The organism is Variovorax sp. GW821-FHT10C12 (genome assembly GCF_059415405.1).
In genome coordinates this window covers 1,481,105-1,502,167 of the sequence record NZ_JBWKNE010000001.1, presented here as the reverse complement: position 1 = coordinate 1,502,167, position 21,063 = coordinate 1,481,105, and the positions used below count along the sequence as shown (strand labels likewise).

Genomic DNA, 21,063 nt, shown 5'->3' with positions numbered 1-21,063 from the left:
GCCCCAATGAAAAAAGCCCCGCAGTCGCGGGGCTTTTTCTAGGGCGATGGCCGCAGGCTTACTCGACCTTTGCCTTCGCGCGCAGGTCTTCCTGGTACTTCTGCAGACGCTGCTGCTGCAGCTGCTGCGTGATCTGCGGCTTCACTTCTTCCAGCTTCGGCAGTTGGGCCTGGCGGATGTCGTCGACGCGGATGATGTGGTAGCCGAACTGGGTCTTGACCGGGGCAGGGGTGGTCTCGCCCTTCTTGAGCTTGATCATCGCTTCCGAGAACTCGGGCACGAAGCTGGCGGGGTTGGCCCAGTCGAGGTCGCCGCCGTTGGCGCCCGAACCCGGGTCCTTGCTCTGCTTCTTGGCGATGTCTTCGAACTTGGCACCCTTCTTCAGGTCGGCCATGATCTTCTTGGCCTGGTCTTCGGTCTCGACCAGGATGTGGCGGGCCTTGAATTCCTTGCCGCCGTTGGCTGCCACGAACTTGTCGTACTCGGCCTTCACGTCGGCGTCGGACACCGCGTTGGTCTTGCGGTAGTTCTCGAACAGCGCGCGGATCATGATGGCCTGGCGGGCGAGCTCGAGCTGGTTCTTGTAGTCCTCGGTGGCGTCGAGGCCTTGTTTCTGCGCTTCCTGCATGAACACTTCGCGTGCCACGATTTCCTCGCGCAGCTGGCTTTGCATTTCAGGCGTCACCGGGCGACCAGCGGCGGCCAGCTGCTGGGCCAGCACGTCCATGCGGGCCTTGGGCACCGGCTTGCCGTTCACGATGGCTGCGTTCTGCGCCAGGGCCGTCAGGGGGAGTGCACCGATCAGCGCTGCGGCCGCAACGGCCTGCAAGATGTGTTTTTTCATGAAATGAATATCAGGCTGGAGAGGAAATGCGCGTGTAGGAAAAGGCGCGGGAAAGAAAGCAGGAATCAGGAGAAAAGAAGGAGAGGGTGGGCGGCCGCGGCGAACGCGGCAAGCAACCGATTGGACGACTCAGAGCACCTCGATGGCGATGGCGTGCAGACCCTGTGCGATAAAAACTTGGAGGGCATCATACACAAGGCGATGCCGCGCCACGCGGGGCTTCCCGTCGAACAGTGGGGACGCGATGCGCACCCGGAAATGGGTGCCGTAGCCCTCGGCGTTGGCACCCGCATGGCCCGCATGGGCGGCGCTTTCGTCGATCACTTCGAGCTGCGTGGGCGCGAGCGTCGCGCGCAGCGCCGCCTCGAGCGCGGCCACGGTGGGCAGGGGAAAGGTGGTGGCGTCGGTCATGCGGTCGGCTTGTCTTCTTTGAGGTGTGGCGCGATGTACAGGCCCTGCGCCACCAGGAAGACGATCGGGAACACATAGCCCCAGAGCTTGAAGTTGACCCAGGCCTCGGTCGTGAAGTACGCCGCCACGTAGCCGTTGATGAGCGCCATGAAGAGGCAGTAACCGATCCACGCCACATTGAGCCGGCCCCAGATGCGCTCGGGCAGCTCGAGTTGCGCGCCCAGCAGCATCTTCAGGAAGTTCTTCTTCAGCGCCCACAGCGCCACCGCCAGCGCGACGGCCATGGCGCCGTACAGCACCGTCGGCTTCCACTTGATGAAGCGGTCGTCGTGCAGCACCAGCGTGAGCGTGCCGAACAACAGGATCAGCACCAGCGTGGCCTTCTGCATCGCCTGCAGCTTGCGTTCCATGGCGTAGATGACGGCCATCTGCACCACGGTGGCGGCCATCAGCACGCCGGTGGCGGTGTAGATGTCGGCGAACTTGTAGGCGCCGAAGAACAGCAGGATCGGGAAGAAGTCGAGGAGCAGTTTCATTTCTTTTGGAAGTCGAGCGACGCCGAGTTCATGCAGTAGCGCAGGCCGGTTTCGGTGGGGCCGTCGGGGAACACGTGGCCCAGGTGGGCGCCGCAATTGGCGCACACGTTCTCGGTGCGCACCATGCCGTGCGAACGGTCGACGATGTTGCGGATGGCGCCGGGCACCGCTTCTTCGGAGAAGCTGGGCCAGCCGCAGCCGGCGTCGAACTTGGTGGCGGCTTCGAACAGCTTGGCGCCGCAGCAGATGCAGTGATACGTGCCGTCGTCCCAGTGGGCTTCGTACTTGCCGGTGAACGGGCGTTCGGTGGCGGCGTGGCGCGTCACCTCGAAGGCGGCGGGTTCGGCACCCTTTTCAGCGAGCAGGGCTTTCCATTCGGCGTCGGTTTTCTGTACGGGCGTGGTCATGATGAGCAGCTGATTTCGATCGTGGAGGCCCAGTCGGGCGGGAAGCCGGCGTAGTCGTCGGCACCGGGGTGTTCTTCACATGGGGTTTGGAGCAGCGTCAGCAAGGTTGCCACACCCGCGTGGTCCTTTTGCTGACTGGCTTCGATGGCCTGCTGGCCCAGGTGGTTCCGCAGCACGAACTTGGGGTTCGACTGCAGCATCAATTTTGCCGCTTCGGCACGCTGCGATTGTGCATGGCGCTCTGAAAAAGAGAGCAACCAGGCATCGAAACCGGCCCGGTCGAGGAACAGGTCGCGCACCGGCTCCACGTTGCCGTCGGCCATGTGGTTCGACAGGCGGCGCCAGAAGATGGTGTGGTCGACCTTCTCGGCCGCCATCAGCTTGAGCACGCCCTCGATCAGCGAACGGTCGCCCTCGGCGGGTGCCGTGAGGCCCAGCTTGGCGCGCATGCGGTCTTCGAAGGCATTCGGGAACACGGTCTTGTACGACTCCAGCGCGGCCACGGCGATTTCCTGGTCGCCGATCAGCGGCAGCAGCGCCTGCGCCAGGCAGAACAGGTTCCAGTAGGCGACGTTGGGCTGCTGGTTGAAGGCGTAGCGGCCCTGGGTGTCGCTGTGGTTGCAGATGTGGCGCGGGTCGAAGCCGTCGAGGAACTGGAACGGCCCGTAGTCGATGGTGAGCCCGAGGATGCTCATGTTGTCGGTGTTCATCACCCCGTGGCAGAAGCCCACGGCCTGCCACTGGGCGAGCAGGGCGGCGGTGCGCTCGCTCACGGCCTTGAGGAAGGCGGCGTAGGCGTTGCCGTTGAAGCGCGCGGTGGTGCGGCACTCGGGGTAGTAGCGGTCGATGACGTAGTCGGCCAGCGCGCGCAGCTCGTCTTCGCGCTGGTTGGCGGCGAAGTGCTCGAAGTGGCCGAAGCGGATGAAGCTCGGCGCCACGCGGGTCACGACGGCGGCACTTTCCAGCTCTTCGCGGCGCACGCGGGCGTCGGAGCCGGTCACGCACAGCGCGCGCGTGGTCGGAATGCCCAGGCCGTGCATGGCTTCGCTGCACAGGAACTCGCGGATGCTCGAGCGCAGCACGGCGCGGCCGTCGCCGCCGCGCGAGTAGGGCGTGCGCCCTGCGCCCTTGAGCTGCACTTCGAGCCCGCCCTCGGTCTCGCCGAGCAGGATCGCGCGCCCGTCGCCCAGTTGCCCGGCCCAGACGCCGAACTGGTGGCCGCTGTAGACCGTGGCGAAAGGCCGCGTGCCCGCGACCGGCAGGCTGCCGGTGAGCGCGGCGAGCGTGGTGTCCGAGTCGCGCCAGCCGGGTGGCAGGCCCAGTTCGCGGGCGACGGCGTCGCTGTGGCCGACCCAGTACGGGTCGGGCAGCGGCGTGGGGCGCAGTTCGGTGAAAAAAGCGGGGCCCAGCGTCGAGAAGCCGGGCTTCCAGCGCAGGCCCAGGTCGGCGACCGGGGTGTCTTCGGCTAACAAGCTCATGCCCGGATTGTCCGGCAGTGGGCGAAACCCCAGGCCGTTGAGGCCATCGGGCGCGCGAAGTGGAGGCTGTCGGTCAGTTCAGCAGCGCGCCGCGCAGCGCCCCGGCGCCGTCGAGCGCGAGGCTGGCGCGGTACTGGGCCGGCGGCAGGCCGAACCAGCGCTTGCAGGCGCGAAAGAAGTTGCTGACGTCCACGAAGCCCAGCCGGTCGGCCACGTCCGCGAGCGTGTGGCGCTGTTCGGCTAGGTACTGCTTGGCGAGTTCGCGGCGGGTGCGGTCGAGCAGCGCCTGGAACGACACCGACTCTTCCTGCAGGCGGCGCTGCAGCGTGCGGTCGGCCAGCCCCAGGCCCGAGGCCACGTCCTGGCGGCGCGGCTCGCCGTGCTGCAGCCGGCGCGCGATCTCGGCGCACACCAGGCTGGCGGTGGTGGTCTGGCCCAGCAGGTTGAGCTGGTCTTCGAGCAGGTGCTCCTGCATTTCGCCCAGCGCCGGGTGGTGGGTGGGCAGCGGCATGGTCATGTCGGCCGACGACAGCAGCACGCGGTTGGCGGGCGCGTTGAAGCGGATCTCGCAGCCGAAGGCCTCGCGGTGCAGCCGGTCGTGGGCCGGCGGCGGATAGACGAACTCCATGGCCAGCGGCTGCAGCTCGCGCCGCGTGAGCCACTGGCACTGCATGAGCACGGTCAGCAGGGCGTACTCGACGCGCTGGCGCGGGATCGGCAGGCTGCCGCCGGTGTGCTCCATGACCATCCAGCAGCCGCGTGCGTCGGACTGCAGCGAGAAGGCGGTGGCGTCGGAGATCACGGCCATGTAGCGGGTGAGCCGCGTGAGCGCCGCGCCCAGGGTGGGACTGCAGGCCATGGCGTGGCCCACGGTGCCCAGCTTGCTGTGCGTGGCGGCCAGGTCGCGGTCCAGGCCCAGCGTGGGCCGACCGGCGTGCGCCACGGCCACCTGCCACAGCACGGAGATCTCGTCGACCGGGATGCGCGCGTTCTGGCGGTGCAGCGAGTCGGGGTCGAAGCCGGCATCGCGCAGCAGCGCGGGCACGTTCAGTCCCTCGGCCTCGAACATCGACAGCACCCCCTCCAGCCAGGCGGCCGAGCTGGTGCGCAGCTCGGGCTGCGGACAGCCGGGGCGGCGCGACGGCCGGCGCGAATGGCGCGGCAGGGAGGCTTCTGAAGTCATTCGATTGGCTCGCTTGCGATAGCAGTGAAAACGGGGCCGGTTCCTAGAATTTTTCCAGTGCACGGCGGCCCGGAGTATGGGTGCCGCGCGCCGAGCCAGGCATTCCGATTAACCCGGTGTGGAGACAAAACATGAAGACAACGACGACAGCACAAAACCAGGGTGCGGCAGGACAGACGGCGATGGCGCGCGCCATTGCAACGGTGGCCACGCTGGCCGCCGCGGCGGCGCTCGCGGCCTGCGGCGGTGGTTCGTCGGGGGCGACCGCCTTTCCCGTGTTGCCGCCAGCACCGGCGCCCGCGCCCGCTCCGGCACCCGCCGCCGACGGTCCGATGGTGCGCCAGACCACGGCCGGCAAGGTCGAGGGCGTGGACGACAGCGCCAGGAATGGCACCTGGTCCTGGAAGGGCGTTCCGTTCGCCCAGCCGCCGGTCGGCGCGCTGCGCTGGCGCGCACCGGTCGAGCCCGAGGCCTGGACCGGCATCCGCCCGGCCAAGGCCTTCGGCAACGCCTGCCTGCAGATCGGCCGGATCTTCAGCCCCGGCACCAGCAACACCTACGACGCCACCATCGGCACCAACCTGGGCAAGCCGGTCGGCAGCGAAGACTGCCTGTTCGTCAACATCTGGCGCCCGGCCACCACCGAGAAGAACCTGCCGGTGCTGCTGTTCATCCATGGCGGCAGCAACATTTCGGGTTACACGGCCGATCCGCTGTACGACGGCGCGGCACTGGCCAAGGCCACCAACGCGGTGGTCATCACCGCCAGCTATCGGCTGGGCATCCTGGGCTTCCTGAACATGCCGCAGCTGCGGCCGGGCGGCACGGCGGGCGACGACTCGGGCAACTTCGCGCTGCTGGACAACATGGCGGCGCTGCGCTTCATCCAGGGCAATGTCGCCAACTTCGGCGGCGACCCGGGCAACGTCACGCTGTCGGGCGAATCGGCCGGCGCGACCAACCTGCTGGCGGTGATGACCTCGCCGATGGCCAAGGGCCTGTTCCACAAGGCCTTCGAAATGAGTGGCGGCATTTCGCTCGCGACCAACCTGCCGGCGAGGACGCTGCCTTCGCTGCAGCCGGTGTCGGTGTCGCAGACGCAGGGCCAGACGATCCTCGAAAAGCTGCTTGTCGCCGACGGCACCGTGGCCGACGACGCAGCGGCCAAGGTGTACATCGGCACGCGCACGCCGACGCAGATCGCCGAGTACATGCGTGCGCAGGCGGGCGGGGCGCTGCTGACCAAGGTCACCGCAGCCGGCCTGGGCAGCGTGGCGCCCATTCCCGATGGCACGGTGCTGCCGGCCGACCCGATCGCCGCCATCGCGGCCGACAAGTACGTCAAGGTGCCCATGCTCGCGGGCAACACGCGCGACGAAGGCAAGCTCTTTGCGTCGCTGCTGGGATCGCTGGGCATCCCGGGCCTGAAGGCGGGCTGGATCGTCAAGGACGACGTGCGCTTCTCGATGATGTTCAACTTCAACCCGGACGCCGCCCCCACGCTCACGGTGAACGAAATCATCGACGCATCCTACCTTCCGGTAGGTACTCCTGGCACGGGCTACAACGCAGCGACCGACATCGTCACGCAGGGCCTGTTTGGCGCCAATCGCGACAACCTGCTCAACACCATGAAGACGCGCCAGTCGAACATCTGGCACTACCGCCTCGACTGGTCGCAGGAAGCCGCGCCGTGGAACGACGTGTACGGCGCCGCACACGCCTTCGACCTGCCGTTCGTGTTCGGCAACTTCGAGGGTTCGCTGCTCAGCAACGTGATGGGCGGCAAGGCCAACGAGAAGGGGCGCGTGGCGCTGTCGAAGGCCGTCATGGCCAGCGTCGGTGCCTTCATGCGCAACGGCGATCCGAACACGCCCGAACTCGGCGCCACCTGGGGAACGTGGCCCTCGCAGTTGCTGCTCGACGCCACGCCCACCGCCACGAAGATCACCGCGGCGCCCTGATACAGCGGACCGCAGGGGATCGCCGTCCCGCCCCGAGACGCGCCCGGGCAACGCATGCCATCAACCAAAAACGATAACGGAGACAACACCTTGAGAATTTCCACGCACCCCCGCCGATGGCACCTTGCCGCGTCGCTGCTTGCCACCGTGGCGGGCCTTGCGGCCTGCGGCGGCGGCTCGTCGGGCAGCAGCGGGTTCAGCTTCTTCCCGCCCGCCGCCGAAACGCCACCCGCGCAGCCGCCGGTCACGCCCGAGACGGGCCCGGTCCGCAAGTGGGGCTACATCACGCTCCCCGACGGCAACAGGATGCGCTACTCGCTGCTGCTGCCCAGCGGAGGCAACGCCACCTATCCGCTGCTGGTCGAGTACGACGGCTACAGTTCGGGCTCGGCCCCGAACATCGGCCAGCGCTGGCTGGCCGAGGGCTATGCGGTGATGGGCCTCAATCTGCCGGGCACCGGCTGCTCGACGGGCGACGACCAGGTCTTCGACGCCAGCACCGGCGCGGCCGGTGCCTTCGCCCTCGAATGGGCTGGCAAGCAGCCATGGTCGAACGGCAAGATCGGCATGATCGGCTACTCGTACTCGGGCTACAACCAGCTGTGGGTGGCGGCGCACCGGCCCAAGGGCCTGCTGGCGATCACGCCCAGCAAGAACGTGACCGACCCGTACCGCGACGTGGGCTACCCGGGCGGCATCAAGAACGTCGGCTTTCCCGCGCAGTGGTGGGGCGGCTTCCCGGCCACCTGGAACCGCGCGGCCGCGCTGGCCGCCAAGCTCGACGGCGACACGGAATGCGCCAAGACCGTGGCCGACAACATCGAGAAGCTCAAGCGCCCCGATCTCGACCTGACCAAGTGGCTCGAGAACCCGTATGCCGACGGCCTCTACGTGAAGCGCAGCGCGTTCTACGAGACCGGCAAGATCGACATTCCCGCGCTGGGCACCCAGTCGTGGCAGGACGAGCAGATCGGTCCGCGCTCGGGCTACTACGAAGACACCATGGCGCCCGAAAAGATGTGGCTCATCAGCTCCAACGGCGACCACCACACCAACGTCACCTCCGACTACATCGACGGCACGCTGAAGCGCTTTCTCGCCCATTTCGTGAAGGGCGAGGACAACGGTTTCGAGAAGGAGCCGCACGTGCGCCTGCTGCAGGAAATGCAGCAGACCGACCAGAAGGCGATCAACGGCGCCGCCAAGCTGAAGCAGACGGCCGTGGCCGAGTTCGACCGCCTGCCGGTCAAGGTCAAGCCGATGCGCCTGTGGCTGCAGCCGGGCGGCGGGCTCGGCGATGCCAAGCCGACCGCCGGCGCGGCCTCGTCCGACTACCGGTATCCGGCGAAAAGCCCGGTGGTGAACAACCCGGCCGCCGAAGGCTGGCAGGCCGTGGCCGATGCCGAGAAGGACGGCCAGCTCACCTTCACCACCGCCGCCTTGCCCGAGGACCTGAGCTTCTACGGGGAAGGCTCGGCCGACCTGTACCTGAGCGCCACCGCCGACAGCACCGACCTGCAGGTCACGGTGTCGGAAGTGCGCCCCGACGGCAAGGAGATGTTCGTGCAGCGCGGCTGGCTGCGCGCCTCCAAGCGGGCGCTCGACACCAGTCGCTCCACCGAGCTGCGCCCCTTCGGCGATTTCACCCAACCGAAGGAAGCACCGCTGCAGTCCGGCCAGCCCAACCTGGTGCGCATCGAGATCCAGAAGTTCGCCCACGTCTTTCGCGCCGGCTCCAGCATCCGCGTGACGGTGGACTCGCCGTCGCAGACCGGCTTCTGGCTGTTCGGCAACGACACGAGGCCTTCGACCAACACGCTGTGGCACCAGGGCGCGAACGCGTCGAGCATCGTGCTGGGTTATGTCGCCTACCCGCATGCGGCCGACCGGCCCGAGTGCGGCAAGACGCTGCGCCAGCCGTGCCGCGCCAACGTGGTGACGGTGCCCGCGGGCACCGGTCCGAAGGCGCCCACTTGAGCCGCTTCGTTCAATCATGCAGTGCGGGTTTGTGTCATTGTGCAAGTGGCCGAAGCTTGCGTGAATCTCTCGTTCGCAACGCTTTTTGAAGTCATTTCACATAGGAGTCCGTAGATGCTGGGTTTGATGCAAGACCAACCGCTTTTGATCTCGTCGCTGATCGAGTTCGTCGAGCGCCACAACGGCGACGGCGAGATCGTCTCGCGCCGTGTCGAGGGTGATATCCACCGCTGCACCTGGAGCGACATCGCATCGCGCGCCAGGCAGGTGGCCAACGCGCTGGACGGCGAGCAATTGCTGTTCAGCGACCGCATCGCCACCCTGGCCTGGAACGGCTACCGCCACCTGGAGCTGTACTACGGTGTGAGCGGCAGCGGCCGCGTGCTGCACACCATCAACCCGCGCCTGCACCCCGACCAGATCGCGTGGATCGCCAACCATGCCGAAGACCAGATCCTGTGCTTCGACCTGAGCTTCCTGCCGCTGGTGCAGGCGGTGCATGCGCGTTGTCCCACGATCCGGAAATGGGTTGCACTGTGTGACGCCGACAAGCTGCCGGCCGACAGCGGCGTGCCCAACCTCGTGAGCTACGAGGCCTGGATGGGCACGCAGCCCACCGCGTACGACTGGCCCAGCTTCGACGAGAACTCGGCCTCGAGCATGTGCTACACGAGCGGCACCACGGGCAACCCGAAGGCCGCGCTGTACAGCCACCGTTCGACCATGCTGCATGCCTACGCTGCCGCGCTGCCCGATGTCATGCGCATCTCGGCGCAAGACTCGGTGCTGCCGGTGGTGCCGATGTTCCACGTCAACGCCTGGGGCATTCCGTACTCGGCCGCGCTGGTGGGCTGCAAGCTGGTGTTCCCGGGCCCGTCGCTCGACGGCAAGTCGGTGTACGAGCTGATCGAAGCCGAAGGCGTGACCTTCGCGGCGGGCGTGCCCACCGTGTGGCAGATGATGCTGGGCCACATGCAGACCAACGGCCTGAAGTTCAGCAAGCTGAACCGCACCGTCATCGGCGGCTCGGCCTGCCCGCCGGCCATGATCACGGCGTTCCAGGAGAACTACAACGTCGAGGTGCTGCATGCCTGGGGCATGACCGAGATGAGCCCGCTGGGCACGCTGTGCACGCTGAAGAACAAGCACCTGTCGCTGCCCGCCGACGCGCAGCTGCAGATCCGCATGAAGCAGGGCCGCGCCATCTTCGGCGTCGACATGAAGATCGTCGACGGCAACGGCGACGAGCTGCCCTGGGACGGCAAGGCCTACGGCGACCTGTTGGTCAAGGGCCCCTGGGTCGTCAAGGAGTACTACAAGGGCGAGGGCGGCAACCCGCTGGTGGCCGATGCCGCGGGCCGGGGCTGGTTCCCCACCGGCGACGTGGCCACCATCGACGCCGAGGGCTACCTGCAGATCACCGACCGCAGCAAGGACGTGATCAAGTCCGGCGGCGAGTGGATCAGCTCCATCGACATCGAGAACATCGCCGTCGCGCACCCGGCCATCGCCATGGCGGCCTGCATCGGCGTGTTCCATCCCAAGTGGGACGAGCGCCCGATCATCGCCGTCGTGAAGAAGCCCGGCGCCGAAGTCACCCGCGAGGAGCTGCTGAAGTTCTACGAGGGCAAGACCGCCAAGTGGCAGATCCCCGACGACGTGGTGTTCGTCGAGGCCATTCCGATCGGCGCCACCGGCAAGATTCTCAAGACCAAGCTTCGCGAACTGCTCAAGGACTACAAGCTGCCGGGCCTCTGAAGCACGGCAAAGCCCACCCGCACTGTCGCGCACGCGATAGGAAGGCCGCCCCGGCGGCTTTCCTTCCGGGCATTCCCTGTGCGGCGAAGAAAAGGGCGCTTGTACGCTGGCGTCCCGCCTCTTTCACTCAGGAGACTCTTCATGCACTTCGGTATCAAGTCAGTGGCAGCCTGTGCCATGCTGGTGAGCGTTTCAGCGTCCTTCGCCCAGAAGGGCGAGACCGTCAAGATCGCCTGGCTCGACCCGCTGTCGGGCCTCATGGCGGCCGTGGGCACCAACCAGCTCAAGACCACCCAGTACCTGGCTGACGAGTTCAACAAGAAGAATGCCTCGGGCGTGAAGTTCGAGATCATCGCGATCGACAACAAGCTGAGCCCGCAGGAGACCACTGCGGCGCTGCGCTCGGCGCAGGACCAGGGCGCGCGCTACATCACCCAGGGCAACGGCTCGGGCCCGGCGCTCGCGATCATCGACGCTGTCGAGAAGAACAATGCGCGCAATCCCGGCAAGGAACTGCTGTACCTGAACTACGCGGCGGTCGACCCCGACCTCACCAACAGCAAGTGCAGCTACTGGCACTTCCGCCTCGATGCCGACACCTCCATGAAGATGGAGGCGCTGACCACCTGGATGAAGGACCAGGCCGACATCAAGAAGGTCTACATCCTGGGCCAGAACTACTCCCACGGCCAGCAGGTGTCCAAGTTCGCCAAGGAAGACCTGAAGGTCAAGCGCCCCGACATCCAGATCGTGGGCGACGACCTGCACCCGCTCGCGCAGGTGCGCGATTTCTCGCCCTACATCGCCAAGATCAAGGCTTCGGGCGCCGACACCGTCATCACCGGCAACTGGGGCTCCGACCTCTCGCTGCTCATCAAGGCGGCGAACGACTCGGGACTGGACGTCAAGTTCCTCACGTACTACGCGCCGGGCGCCGGCACGCCCACGGCCATGGGCGCCACCTCGGCCGGCAAGGTCTACACCGTGGCCTATGCCCACTACAACATGGGCGGCGAGATCCAGCGGCTGCTGACCGGCTACAAGAAGAAGATGAACGACGACCTGACGCAGTCCTCGATCTATCACACCTTCGCATTGCTCGATGCCGCCTTCGTGCAGACCAAGTCGACCGACCCCGTCAAGGTGGCCGCGGCGCTCGAAGGCATGAAGATCAAGAGCTTCAACGGCGAGGTCGAGATGCGCAAGGCCGACCACCAGTTGCAGCAGGGGCTGTACATCTCGCGCTGGGAGAAGGCCAGCGCCAAGTACCCCTACGACGCCGAGAACACCGGCTACACCAACGTCCCCGTGAAGTATTACGAGTCGTATGTGGCGAGCACGCCCACGACCTGCCAGATGAAGCGCCCCTAGGCGTCTTTGTGAACGCATTTCCTACCCATCGGTAGAAGATACCTACCGCCGGGTAGCAAAAGAAGGAAATGCACTGTCGCCTGCGCGATAGATACGTGCCTTTGCAGCCCCTTCCTTACGGGCATTCCCTGAGGGGTGGGGTGGCAAAGACTTGTACGCTTGTGCAGCGTTTTTGATATCGGTTTGACCAGGAGATATAGATTGAAGTTCGCTCTGAAGATCGCTACCGCCGCCGTGCTCGCGGCAACTGCCGCCGGTGCATTTGCCCAGAAGGGTGAGACCGTCAAGATCGCGTGGCTGGACCCGCTGTCGGGCCTGATGGCGGCCGTCGGTACCAACCAGCTCAAGACCTTCCAGTTCCTGGCCGAAGAATTCAACAAGAAGAACGTGGCCGGCGTGAAGTTCGAGGTCATCGGCATCGACAACAAGCTCAGCCCGCAGGAAACCACCGCCGCGCTGCGCTCGGCCATGGACCAGGGCGCGCGCTACGTGGTGCAGGGCAACGGCTCCGGCCCGGCGCTGGCCATCATGGACGCGCTCGAAAAGCACAACGCCCGCAACCCGGGCAAGGAAGTCGTGTACTTCAACTACGCGGCCGTCGATCCCGACCTGACCAACAGCAAGTGCAGCTACTGGCACTTCCGCCTCGATGCCGACACCTCCATGAAGATGGAAGCCCTGACCACCTTCATGAAGGACCAGGCCGACATCAAGAAGGTGTACCTGATCAACCAGAACTACTCGCACGGCCAGCAGGTCGCGAAGTACGCCAAGGACAACCTCAAGACCAAGCGCCCCGACGTGCAGATCGTCGGCGACGACCTGCACCCGCTGGCCCAGGTGCGCGACTTCGCGCCCTACATCGCCAAGATCAAGGCCTCGGGCGCCGACACCGTCATCACCGGCAACTGGGGCTCCGACCTCGCGCTGCTCATCAAGTCGGCCAACGACGCAGGCCTGAACGTCAAGTTCTACACCTACTACGCCGTGACCAACGGCACGCCGACCGCCATGGGCGCGGCCTCGGACGGCAAGGTCTACATGGTGGGCTACAGCCACTACAACGCGCCGGGCCCGATCGCGCCGATGATGAACGAGTTCAAGAAGCGCTTCAACGAAGACCTGTACACGACGTCGCCGTACACCGTGTACGCGATGCTCGCCGAAGCCTTCGTGCGCACCAAGTCGACCGACCCCGTCAAGGTGGCCGCCGCCATGGAAGGCATGAAGTTCAAGAGCTTCAACGGTGACGTCGAGATGCGCAAGTCCGACCACCAGTTGCAGCAGGGCCTGTGGATCACGCGCTGGCAGAAGGCCGACGCGAAGAGCCCGTACAGCCCGGAGAACACCGGCTACACGCTGGCACCGGTCAAGTACTACGAGCCCTACGTCTCGAGCACGCCCACCTCGTGCCAGATGAAGCGACCCGGCGGCGCCTCCTGATCGCCGTCTGATCGCTCACTGACCGGTCGAGGCCCGACTTCAACACTCGGGCCTCTTTCTTTTTCAACCGACACGGAAGACCGATGAACGTCGAATTCTTCGTCATCTCACTGCTCAACGGCGTCAGCTACGGCCTGCTGTTGTTCATGCTGAGCTCTGGCCTTACGCTGATCTTCAGCATGATGGGTGTGCTCAACTTTGCACACGCCAGCTTCTACATGCTGGGCGCCTATTTCGCCTACACCCTGTCAGGCATCGTCGGCTTCTGGCCCGCGCTCTTTCTCTCGCCGCTGCTGGTGGGCGCACTGGGCGCGGCCTTCGAGCGCTACAGCCTGCGCCGGGTCCACAAGTTCGGCCACGTGCCCGAGCTGCTGGTGACCTTCGGTCTTTCGTACCTCATCCTCGAGCTGGTCCAGCTGGTCTGGGGTCGCTCCACGGTGCCCTACGGCCTGCCCGAGGCGCTGCAGGGGCCGCTGTTCTCGCTGTACGGCACGCAGTTCCCCAAGTCGCGCTCCTTCATCATGCTGGTGGCGATGCTGATGCTGGTGTCCGTGTGGCTGCTGCTCACGCGCACCCGCATCGGCCTGGTGATCCAGGCGGCGCTGAAGCACCCCGACATGGTCGAGGCGCTGGGCCACAACGTGCCGCGCGTGTTCATGCTGGTGTTCGGCGGCGGTGCCGCGCTGGCCGGCCTGGCGGGCGTGATCGGCGGCAACACCTATGTCACGGAGCCGGCCATGGCCGGTTCGGTCGGCACCATCATCTTCGTGGTGGTGGTGGTCGGCGGCATGGGCTCGCTGGCCGGCGCCTTCCTGGCGTCGCTGCTGATCGGCATCATCCAGACCTTCGCCGTTGCGCTGGACCACTCGCTGGCCACCGCGCTGCAGGCCCTGGGCGTGGCCGTGACCGACCAGACCTTCGGCTACGAGCTGCTCAAGCTCACGATCTCGCAGGTCGCGCCGATCCTGCCGTACCTGTTCCTCGTGCTGATCCTCATCTTCCGCCCGAAGGGTCTTCTGGGCACCCGGGAGGACTGACACCATGACCACCGCAACCACCACTTCCCCGACGACCCCGACGCGGTACTACCGCTTCAAGCCCTGGAACATCGGGCGCTACCTGATCTGGGCGCTGTTCGCGCTGGTGCTGATCATCTCGCCGCTGCTGTTCAAGAGCAGCCTGGCGCTGACGATGCTCTCGCAGATGGGCTACCTGATCATCATCTGCCTGAGCTACAACATCCTGCTGGGGCAGGGCGGCATGCTGAGCTTCGGCCATGCCGTGTACACCGGCCTGGGCTCGTTCATCGCCATCCACGCGATGAACCTGGCGACCAAGGGCGGCCCGACGATTCCGCTGGTGCTCATTCCGCTCGTCGGCGGTCTGGCGGGGATGTTCTTCGCCATCCTGCTGGGCTTCGTGACCACCAAGAAGTCGGGCACCACCTTTGCCATGATCACCATGGGCATCGGCGAGCTCGTGGCCTCGATGGCGCTGATGTTCCCCAGCTTCTTCGGCGGCGAGGGCGGCATCACCACCGACCGCGTGTACGGCCCGACCTTCTTCGGCTTCAACTTCGGCTCGCAGATCCAGGTGTACTACCTGATCGCCGTGTACTGCTTCGTGTGCACCGCGCTCATGTATGCCTTCACCGGCACGCCGCTGGGCCGCATGCTGAACGCGGTGCGCGACAACCCGGAGCGCGTGGAGTTCATCGGCTACAACACGCAGCGCGTGCGCTACTTCGCGTTCATCATTGCGGGCTTCTTCGCCGGCATCGGCGGCGGCCTGGCCTCGATCAACTTCGAGATCGTGAACGCGGCCGACAGCCTGAACGCCATCCGCTCGGGCGGCTACCTGCTGTTCACCTTCCTGGGCGGCGCGGTGTTCTTCTTCGGCCCGATCATCGGTGCGGTGCTGCTGGTGTTCGCCTCGATCCTGCTGTCCGAACTGTCGAAGGCCTGGCAGCTGTACTTCGGCCTGGTGTTCGTGTTCATGGTGATGTTCGCCCCCGGCGGCATCGCCAGCCTGGTCATGATGAACCTGCGCGTGGCCAAGTTCGGCAAGTTCAACCGCTTCTGGGGCCTGTACGCCGCGCTCGCCGTGGCCCTGGTGCCGGTGGTGGTCGGCGCTGCCGCGCTGATCGAGATGATCTATCACATCCAGCTCAACGCGGCGATGGGCCCGGACCTGAAGTTCTTCGGCACCATGCTGAACACGGCGGGCGTGACCAGCTGGCTGGGCGCCATCGCGATCCTGGCCGTGGGCCTGGGCCTGCTCGAGGTGGCACGGCGCCGCTTCGTGCGGGTCTGGGGCCAGGCGCAGGAAGAGATCGAAGCAGAAATCAAACGTCGGGAGGCGGCGTAAATGAGCGCGCAATACGCATTGGAACTGAAGGCGCTGCGCAAGAATTTCGGCAAGACCGAAATCATCCGCGGCGTGGACCTGGCGGTGAAGGCCGGCGAACGCATCGCCGTGATCGGGCCGAACGGCGCGGGCAAGTCGACGCTGTTCAACCTGATCAGCGGGCGGCTCACGCCCACCAGCGGCGAGGTGCTGCTCAACGGCCAGCGCATCGACGGCAAGAAGCCCTTTGAAATCAACCGCCTGGGGCTGTCGCGCAGCTTCCAGATCACCAACATCTTCCCGAAGCTCAGCGTCTTCGAGAACCTGCGCTGCGGCGTGCTGTGGAGCCTGGGCTACAAGTACACCTTCCTGCGCTTTCTCTCGAACCTGGACGACGCCAACGCGCGCACCGAAGAGCTCATCAAGCAGATCGGCCTGGAGCGCAAGCGCGACGTGCATGCGGTGAACCTCACCTATGCCGAGCAGCGCGCGCTCGAGATCGGCGTGACGATTGCCGGCGGCGCCGGCGTGATCCTGCTGGACGAGCCCACGGCCGGCATGAGCAAGACCGAGACCTCGCACTTCATCTCGCTCATCAAGCACGTCACCGTCGGCAAGACGCTGTTGACGGTGGAGCACGACATGGGCGTGGTCTTCGGGCTGGCCGACAAGATCGCGGTGGTCGTGTATGGCGAGGTCATCGCCTTCGACACGCCCGCCGCCGTGCGCGCCAACGCGCGGGTTCAAGAGGCGTATCTCGGGTCGTCGGTCGCCGATGCACAAGGGGCGGGACACTGACATGCTGAAGCTTCACGACATCCACGCCTACTACGGCAAGAGCCATGTGCTGCATGGCGTTTCCTTCGACGTCCGCCCGGGCGAAATCGTGGCCCTGCTGGGTCGCAACGGCTCGGGCCGTTCGACCACCGCCAAGGCCATCATGGGCCTGGTGCATGCCGAGGGCACGCTGCAGTGGAAGGGCAGCGACATCCTGCGTCGCAAGGCCTACGAGATCGCGCACATGGGCATCGGCTATGTGCCCGAGAACCGCGACATCTTCCCCAAGCTCACGGTGCACCAGAACCTGCTCTTGGGGCAGAAGGGCTCGGGCAAGGGCAGCCGCTGGTCGTTCGACGACATGTACGGCATGTTCCCGCGCCTGAAGGAGCGCCAGCACACTGAGGCCGGCGTGCTCTCGGGCGGCGAGCAGCAGATGCTCACGCTGTGCCGCACGCTCATGGGCGACCCCGACCTGATCATCATCGACGAGCCGACCGAAGGCCTTGCGCCCAAGATCGTCGAGCTGGTGGGGCAGTACCTGCGCACGCTGAAGGACAAGGGCATCTCGGTGCTCCTCATCGAGCAGAAGCTCACCATCGCGATGCAGATTTCGGACCGCGCGCTCGTCATGGGTCACGGCAGCATCGTGTTCGACGGGACGCCCGACAGCCTGCGCGCAGACGGCAATACCCGCAGGGAGTGGCTGGAGGTTTAAGCAAACCCCCAGGCTTCGCGCACTTCGTGTCGCTACGCCAACCCCCTTGCAGGGGGGCAACACCTGCGGCCCGGCAAAGCCGGTTCCGCGGTGTTCCTGGAAAGTCCGGCCCTCTCTTGAGGGCCTTGTCTCGACAGCGACTGCGTGCCATTGTTGCGTCGCGCAAAACGCCTAGAATCCTCGAAAAAGAACACTCGTGCTTTTTCTTCTTTTTCTTCACACACCAAGGAACGCAGCATGACGGCTGAATACAAAGTGCTCGGCGATGTCGCCGTGATCACCCTGACCAACCCGCCGGTCAACGGTCTCGGCTTCTCGACACGCATCGGCATCACCGACGGCCTGTCCAAGGCCAATGCCGACAGCGCCGTCAAGGCCATCGTCATCACCGGCGCCGGCAAGGCGTTCTCGGGCGGTGCGGACATCAAGGAATTCGGCACGCCCAAGGCGCTGCAAGAGCCCAACCTGCTGAGCGTGATCCTCTCGCTCGAAGCCTCGCCCAAGCCCATCGTCGCAGCCATCCACTCCGTGTGCATGGGCGGCGGCCTCGAGCTGGCGCTCGGCTGCCACTACCGCGTGGCCGCACCGGGCACCAGCGTGGCACTGCCTGAAGTCAAGCTCGGCCTGTTGCCGGGTGCCGGTGGCACGCAGCGCCTGCCGCGCGTGATCGGCGTGGAAACCGCCCTGAACATGATCGTCAGCGGCGAGCCCGTGAAGAGCGAGCTGCTCGCCAGCCTGCCGGGCCAGAAGCTGTTCGACAAGCTGGCCGCCTCGGCCGAATCGGTGTTCGACGAAGCCGTCGAGTTCGCCAAGTCGGTCGCTGCCAAGGGCGGCGAGCTGCCGTTGGTGCGCAACCTGCCGTGCAAGCACCCGCAAGGCGATGCCTACTTCCAGTTCGCCAAGAACATGGTCGGCGGCATGTCGAAGAACTACCCCGCGCCGCTGAAGTGCGTCGACGCCGTGCAGGCCGCGACCAAGATGAAGTTCGACGACGGCATGGCCGAAGAGCGGCGTCTCTTCACCGCGCTGATGTTCACGCCCGAATCGCTGGCCCTGCGCCACCTGTTCATGGCCGAGCGTGCCGCGAGCAAGATTCCTGACGTGCCCGAAGACACGCCCAAGCGCGAGATCAAGGCTGTGGGCGTTATCGGCGCCGGCACCATGGGCGGCGGCATCTCGATGAACTTCCTGAACGCGGGCATCCCCGTCAAGATCCTCGAGATGAAGCAAGAGGCGCTCGACCGCGGCATTGCCACCATCAAGAAGAACTACGAAGCCCAGGTCAAGAAGGGCAAGCTCAAGCAGGACAAGTACGAGCAGCGCATGGCGCTTCTGAGCACCACGCTGAGCTACGACGAACTCAAGGACGCCGACCTCATCATCGAAGCGGTGTTCGAAGAAATCGGCGTCAAGGAAAAGGTCTTCAAGGAACTCGACCGCGTCGCCAAGAAGGGCGCCATCCTGGCCTCGAACACCTCGACGCTCGACGTCGACAAGATCGCCTCGTTCACCGACCGTCCGCAGGACGTGGTCGGCATGCACTTCTTCAGCCCGGCCAACGTGATGAAGCTGCTCGAAGTGGTGCGCGGCAAGGCCACGTCCAAGGACGTGCTGGCCACCGTGATGGCCATCGGCAAGAAGATCAAGAAGACCTCCGTCGTGTCGGGCGTGTGCGACGGCTTCATCGGCAACCGCATGATCGAGCAGTACAGCCGCCAGGCCGGCTTCCTGCTGGACGAAGGCGCCACGCCGCAGCAGGTCGACAAGGCCATCGAGAAGTTCGGCTTCGCCATGGGCCCGTTCCGCATGGGCGACCTGGCCGGCAACGACATCGGCTGGGCGATCCGCAAGCGCCGCGCCGTCGAGCGCGCCGACATGAAGTACAGCCGCACGGCCGACAAGCTGTGCGAACTGGGCCGCTTCGGCCAGAAGACCGGGGCAGGGTGGTACGACTACCAGGCCGGCAAGCGCGACGCCATTCCGTCGGAACTCGTCAACAAAATGATCGAGGACCACCGCAAGGAACTGGGCATCACGCCGCGCAAGATCTCCGACACGGAAATCGTGCAGCGCCTGGTGTTCGCCTTGGTCAACGAAGGCGCGCGCATCCTGGAAGACGGCATTGCCTCCAAGTCGGGCGACATCGACATGGTGTACCTGACCGGCTACGGCTTCCCGATCTACCGCGGTGGCCCGATGCACTACGCCTCGCAGGTCGGCCTGTACAACGTGGCCGAGACGATGAAGCGCTTTGCGCAGAACCCGCGCGACGACGCCGAGTTCTGGCAGCCCGCACCGCTGATCCAGAAGCTGGTGGCCGAAGGCAAGTCCTTCAGCTGAGACGACTGAACCCAGATCAAGACCGCCCATGTTGAAACGCATCTTCCTCGGGCTGCTGCTGGTGCTCCTGGCACTCGTGGCGGCCGTGGCGGTCAAGACCTGGACCACGCCATCGCAGCAACTCGCGGTGGCGCCCGCACCCAAGCTGGACATCGATCTGCAGGCAGCAGCCAAGCGGCTGTCTACGGCGATCACGTTCCGCACGGTGTCGAGCATGGACGACTCGGCCGCCAACGCGGCCGAGTTCGACAAGCTCCACGCTTACCTCGAACAGCAGTACCCCAAGGTCCACGCCACCCTGAAGAAGGAAGTCGTGGGCAACAAGGCACTGCTCTACACATGGGCCGGCACAGACCCGTCCGCCAAGCCCATCGCACTGATGGCGCACCAGGACATGGTGCCCATCGCCCCCGGCACTGAAAAAGCCTGGACGGTCGACCCCTTCGCCGGCGAGATCAAGGACGGTTTCGTCTGGGGCCGCGGCACGCTCGACAACAAGAGCAATCTTTTCGCGCAGATGGAAGCCATCGAGCTGCTCATCGGCGCCGGCTTCAAGCCGAAGCAGACCGTCTACCTGGTGATGGGCGACGACGAAGAGGTGAGCGGCCTGCGCGGCGCGCTGCCCATCGCCGAACTGCTCAAGTCGCGCAATGTACGCCTGGACTGGGTGCTCGACGAAGGTCTGCTGGTGCTCGACGGCGTGCTGCCCGGTCTCTCGAAGCCCGCGGCGCTCATCGGCCTGGCCGAGAAGGGCTACGGCACCTTCTTCCTGTCGCTCGACACCGCCCCCGGCCATTCGTCGATGCCGCCGCAACACAGCGCCATCGGCAGCATGAGCGCCGCATTGGCCCGGCTCGAAGCCAACCCGATGCCCGGCGGCATCCAGGGCGTGGCCGACCAGATGTTCGGTGCGCTCGCGCCCGAGATGAGCGGCGTCAATCGCGTGATGCTGTCCAACCTGTGGCTCACCGAGTCGCTGGTGCGCGGCCAGCTCGAGAAGAGCCCGAGCAGCAACGCCATGCTGCGCACGACCACGGCGCTGACCATCGTGCGCGCCGGCAACAAGGACAACGTGCTGCCCGGCCGCGCCGAGGCGGCCGTCAACTTCCGCATCCTGCCGGGCGACAGCATCGCGAGCGTCGAGGCGCACCTGCGCAAGACGCTGGCCAACGACGACATCAAGATCAAGCAGTACCCCGGCAACTCGGAGCCGTCGCCCGTGTCGCCCACCGACAGCACCGGCTACCGCGCGATCCAGCAGGCGGTGCGCCAGAGCTTCCCCGATGCCGTGGTGGCGCCCGGCCTCATGACCGCCGCCACCGATTCGCGCCACTTCAGCCTCGTGAGCGACGCTGTCTTCCGCTTCTCGCCGTTCCGCGTGAAGAGCGAAGACCTGGCGCGCTTCCATGGCAACAACGAACGCCTGGCCATCTCGAACTACGGCGAGATGATCGGCTTCTATCACCAGCTCCTGAGCAACACCAACGCTGCTCCGGCGCAATGACGACCA

17 protein-coding genes are annotated in these 21,063 nt (G+C 65.8%); 11 read left to right on the top strand and 6 right to left on the bottom strand.

The genetic code is table 11. The annotated features are described in order from the left end of the window. Positions 1–58 precede the first annotated feature (58 nt). From AC07OH_RS07090 to AC07OH_RS07065, 6 genes are all read right to left on the bottom strand, one after another. A complete protein-coding gene (locus AC07OH_RS07090) occupies positions 59–844 on the bottom strand; it encodes a peptidylprolyl isomerase (RefSeq protein ID WP_492677060.1) in 786 nt (261 codons plus the stop codon). 129 nt (positions 845–973) lie between these two features. Further along, positions 974–1,255, bottom strand: a complete 282-nt coding sequence (locus tag AC07OH_RS07085; protein ID WP_495300103.1) for a BolA family protein — start codon at positions 1,253–1,255, stop codon at positions 974–976. Further along, on the bottom strand, positions 1,252–1,791 hold the full coding sequence (locus AC07OH_RS07080; RefSeq protein ID WP_062471286.1) for a septation protein A: 540 nt from the start codon (positions 1,789–1,791) through the stop codon (positions 1,252–1,254). The genes AC07OH_RS07085 and AC07OH_RS07080 overlap by 4 nt, the downstream gene beginning before the upstream one ends. After that, positions 1,788–2,198 (bottom strand): peptide-methionine (R)-S-oxide reductase MsrB, encoded by a 411-nt coding sequence (gene msrB, locus AC07OH_RS07075; RefSeq protein ID WP_062471289.1) that lies wholly within the window; start codon positions 2,196–2,198, stop codon positions 1,788–1,790. The genes AC07OH_RS07080 and msrB overlap by 4 nt, the downstream gene beginning before the upstream one ends. Continuing rightward, entirely contained in the window at positions 2,195–3,676 is a 1,482-nt protein-coding gene (locus AC07OH_RS07070) for a protein adenylyltransferase SelO (protein ID WP_495300102.1), read from the bottom strand. Before AC07OH_RS07070 ends, msrB begins: the two co-directional genes overlap by 4 nt. Before the next feature lie 73 nt (positions 3,677–3,749). After that, on the bottom strand, positions 3,750–4,841 hold the full coding sequence (locus tag AC07OH_RS07065; RefSeq protein WP_495300966.1) for an AraC family transcriptional regulator: 1,092 nt from the start codon (positions 4,839–4,841) through the stop codon (positions 3,750–3,752). 149 nt (positions 4,842–4,990) lie between these two features. Here AC07OH_RS07065 and AC07OH_RS07060 point away from each other — a divergent pair, with 149 nt between their 5' ends. The 11 genes from AC07OH_RS07060 (at position 4,991) to AC07OH_RS07010 (ending at position 21,057) form a co-directional block, all read left to right on the top strand. After that, on the top strand, positions 4,991–6,823 hold the full coding sequence (locus AC07OH_RS07060; RefSeq protein WP_495300101.1) for a carboxylesterase/lipase family protein: 1,833 nt from the start codon (positions 4,991–4,993) through the stop codon (positions 6,821–6,823). A gap of 90 nt (positions 6,824–6,913) precedes the next feature. After that, a complete protein-coding gene (locus AC07OH_RS07055; protein ID WP_495300100.1) occupies positions 6,914–8,800 on the top strand; it encodes a CocE/NonD family hydrolase in 1,887 nt (628 codons plus the stop codon). Between the two features lie 114 nt (positions 8,801–8,914). Next, positions 8,915–10,558 (top strand): 3-(methylthio)propionyl-CoA ligase, encoded by a 1,644-nt coding sequence (locus tag AC07OH_RS07050; RefSeq protein WP_495300099.1) that lies wholly within the window; start codon positions 8,915–8,917, stop codon positions 10,556–10,558. Between the two features lie 141 nt (positions 10,559–10,699). After that, on the top strand, positions 10,700–11,929 hold the full coding sequence (locus AC07OH_RS07045; RefSeq protein ID WP_495300098.1) for a branched-chain amino acid ABC transporter substrate-binding protein: 1,230 nt from the start codon (positions 10,700–10,702) through the stop codon (positions 11,927–11,929). A gap of 201 nt (positions 11,930–12,130) precedes the next feature. Further along, positions 12,131–13,372, top strand: a complete 1,242-nt coding sequence (locus tag AC07OH_RS07040; protein WP_139701582.1) for a branched-chain amino acid ABC transporter substrate-binding protein — start codon at positions 12,131–12,133, stop codon at positions 13,370–13,372. An 83-nt stretch (positions 13,373–13,455) separates the two neighbouring features. Then, the gene (locus AC07OH_RS07035) at positions 13,456–14,409 is read left to right on the top strand and encodes a branched-chain amino acid ABC transporter permease (RefSeq protein ID WP_062471309.1); all 954 of its coding nucleotides are present in this window, start codon (positions 13,456–13,458) and stop codon (positions 14,407–14,409) included. Between the two features lie 4 nt (positions 14,410–14,413). Further along, positions 14,414–15,739: a branched-chain amino acid ABC transporter permease gene (locus AC07OH_RS07030; RefSeq protein ID WP_495300097.1), complete on the top strand. Its 1,326-nt coding sequence runs from the start codon at positions 14,414–14,416 to the stop codon at positions 15,737–15,739. Next, the gene (locus tag AC07OH_RS07025) at positions 15,740–16,516 is read left to right on the top strand and encodes an ABC transporter ATP-binding protein (RefSeq protein ID WP_070060676.1); all 777 of its coding nucleotides are present in this window, start codon (positions 15,740–15,742) and stop codon (positions 16,514–16,516) included. 1 nt (position 16,517) lies between these two features. Further along, on the top strand, positions 16,518–17,213 hold the full coding sequence (locus AC07OH_RS07020; RefSeq protein WP_495300096.1) for an ABC transporter ATP-binding protein: 696 nt from the start codon (positions 16,518–16,520) through the stop codon (positions 17,211–17,213). Between the two features lie 237 nt (positions 17,214–17,450). Continuing rightward, a complete protein-coding gene (locus AC07OH_RS07015) occupies positions 17,451–19,553 on the top strand; it encodes a 3-hydroxyacyl-CoA dehydrogenase NAD-binding domain-containing protein (RefSeq protein WP_495300095.1) in 2,103 nt (700 codons plus the stop codon). 28 nt (positions 19,554–19,581) lie between these two features. Next, a complete protein-coding gene (locus AC07OH_RS07010; RefSeq protein ID WP_495300094.1) occupies positions 19,582–21,057 on the top strand; it encodes a M20 family peptidase in 1,476 nt (491 codons plus the stop codon). Positions 21,058–21,063 lie beyond the last annotated feature (6 nt).

Bases quoted from the DNA above. Each gene is read 5' to 3' on its own strand.
- AC07OH_RS07025 (WP_070060676.1), top strand. From the start codon at position 15,740: ATGAGCGCGCAATACGCATTGGAACTGAAGGCGCTGCGCAAGAATTTC.
- AC07OH_RS07035 (WP_062471309.1), top strand. From the start codon at position 13,456: ATGAACGTCGAATTCTTCGTCATCTCACTGCTCAACGGCGTCAGCTAC.
- AC07OH_RS07080 (WP_062471286.1), bottom strand. From the start codon at position 1,791: ATGAAACTGCTCCTCGACTTCTTCCCGATCCTGCTGTTCTTCGGCGCC.
- AC07OH_RS07070 (WP_495300102.1), bottom strand. From the start codon at position 3,676: ATGAGCTTGTTAGCCGAAGACACCCCGGTCGCCGACCTGGGCCTGCGC.
- AC07OH_RS07060 (WP_495300101.1), top strand. From the start codon at position 4,991: ATGAAGACAACGACGACAGCACAAAACCAGGGTGCGGCAGGACAGACG.
- AC07OH_RS07050 (WP_495300099.1), top strand. From the start codon at position 8,915: ATGCTGGGTTTGATGCAAGACCAACCGCTTTTGATCTCGTCGCTGATC.
- msrB (WP_062471289.1), bottom strand. From the start codon at position 2,198: ATGACCACGCCCGTACAGAAAACCGACGCCGAATGGAAAGCCCTGCTC.
- AC07OH_RS07090 (WP_492677060.1), bottom strand. From the start codon at position 844: ATGAAAAAACACATCTTGCAGGCCGTTGCGGCCGCAGCGCTGATCGGT.
- AC07OH_RS07010 (WP_495300094.1), top strand. From the start codon at position 19,582: ATGTTGAAACGCATCTTCCTCGGGCTGCTGCTGGTGCTCCTGGCACTC.
- AC07OH_RS07020 (WP_495300096.1), top strand. From the start codon at position 16,518: ATGCTGAAGCTTCACGACATCCACGCCTACTACGGCAAGAGCCATGTG.
- AC07OH_RS07045 (WP_495300098.1), top strand. From the start codon at position 10,700: ATGCACTTCGGTATCAAGTCAGTGGCAGCCTGTGCCATGCTGGTGAGC.
- AC07OH_RS07030 (WP_495300097.1), top strand. From the start codon at position 14,414: ATGACCACCGCAACCACCACTTCCCCGACGACCCCGACGCGGTACTAC.
- AC07OH_RS07085 (WP_495300103.1), bottom strand. From the start codon at position 1,255: ATGACCGACGCCACCACCTTTCCCCTGCCCACCGTGGCCGCGCTCGAG.
- AC07OH_RS07015 (WP_495300095.1), top strand. From the start codon at position 17,451: ATGACGGCTGAATACAAAGTGCTCGGCGATGTCGCCGTGATCACCCTG.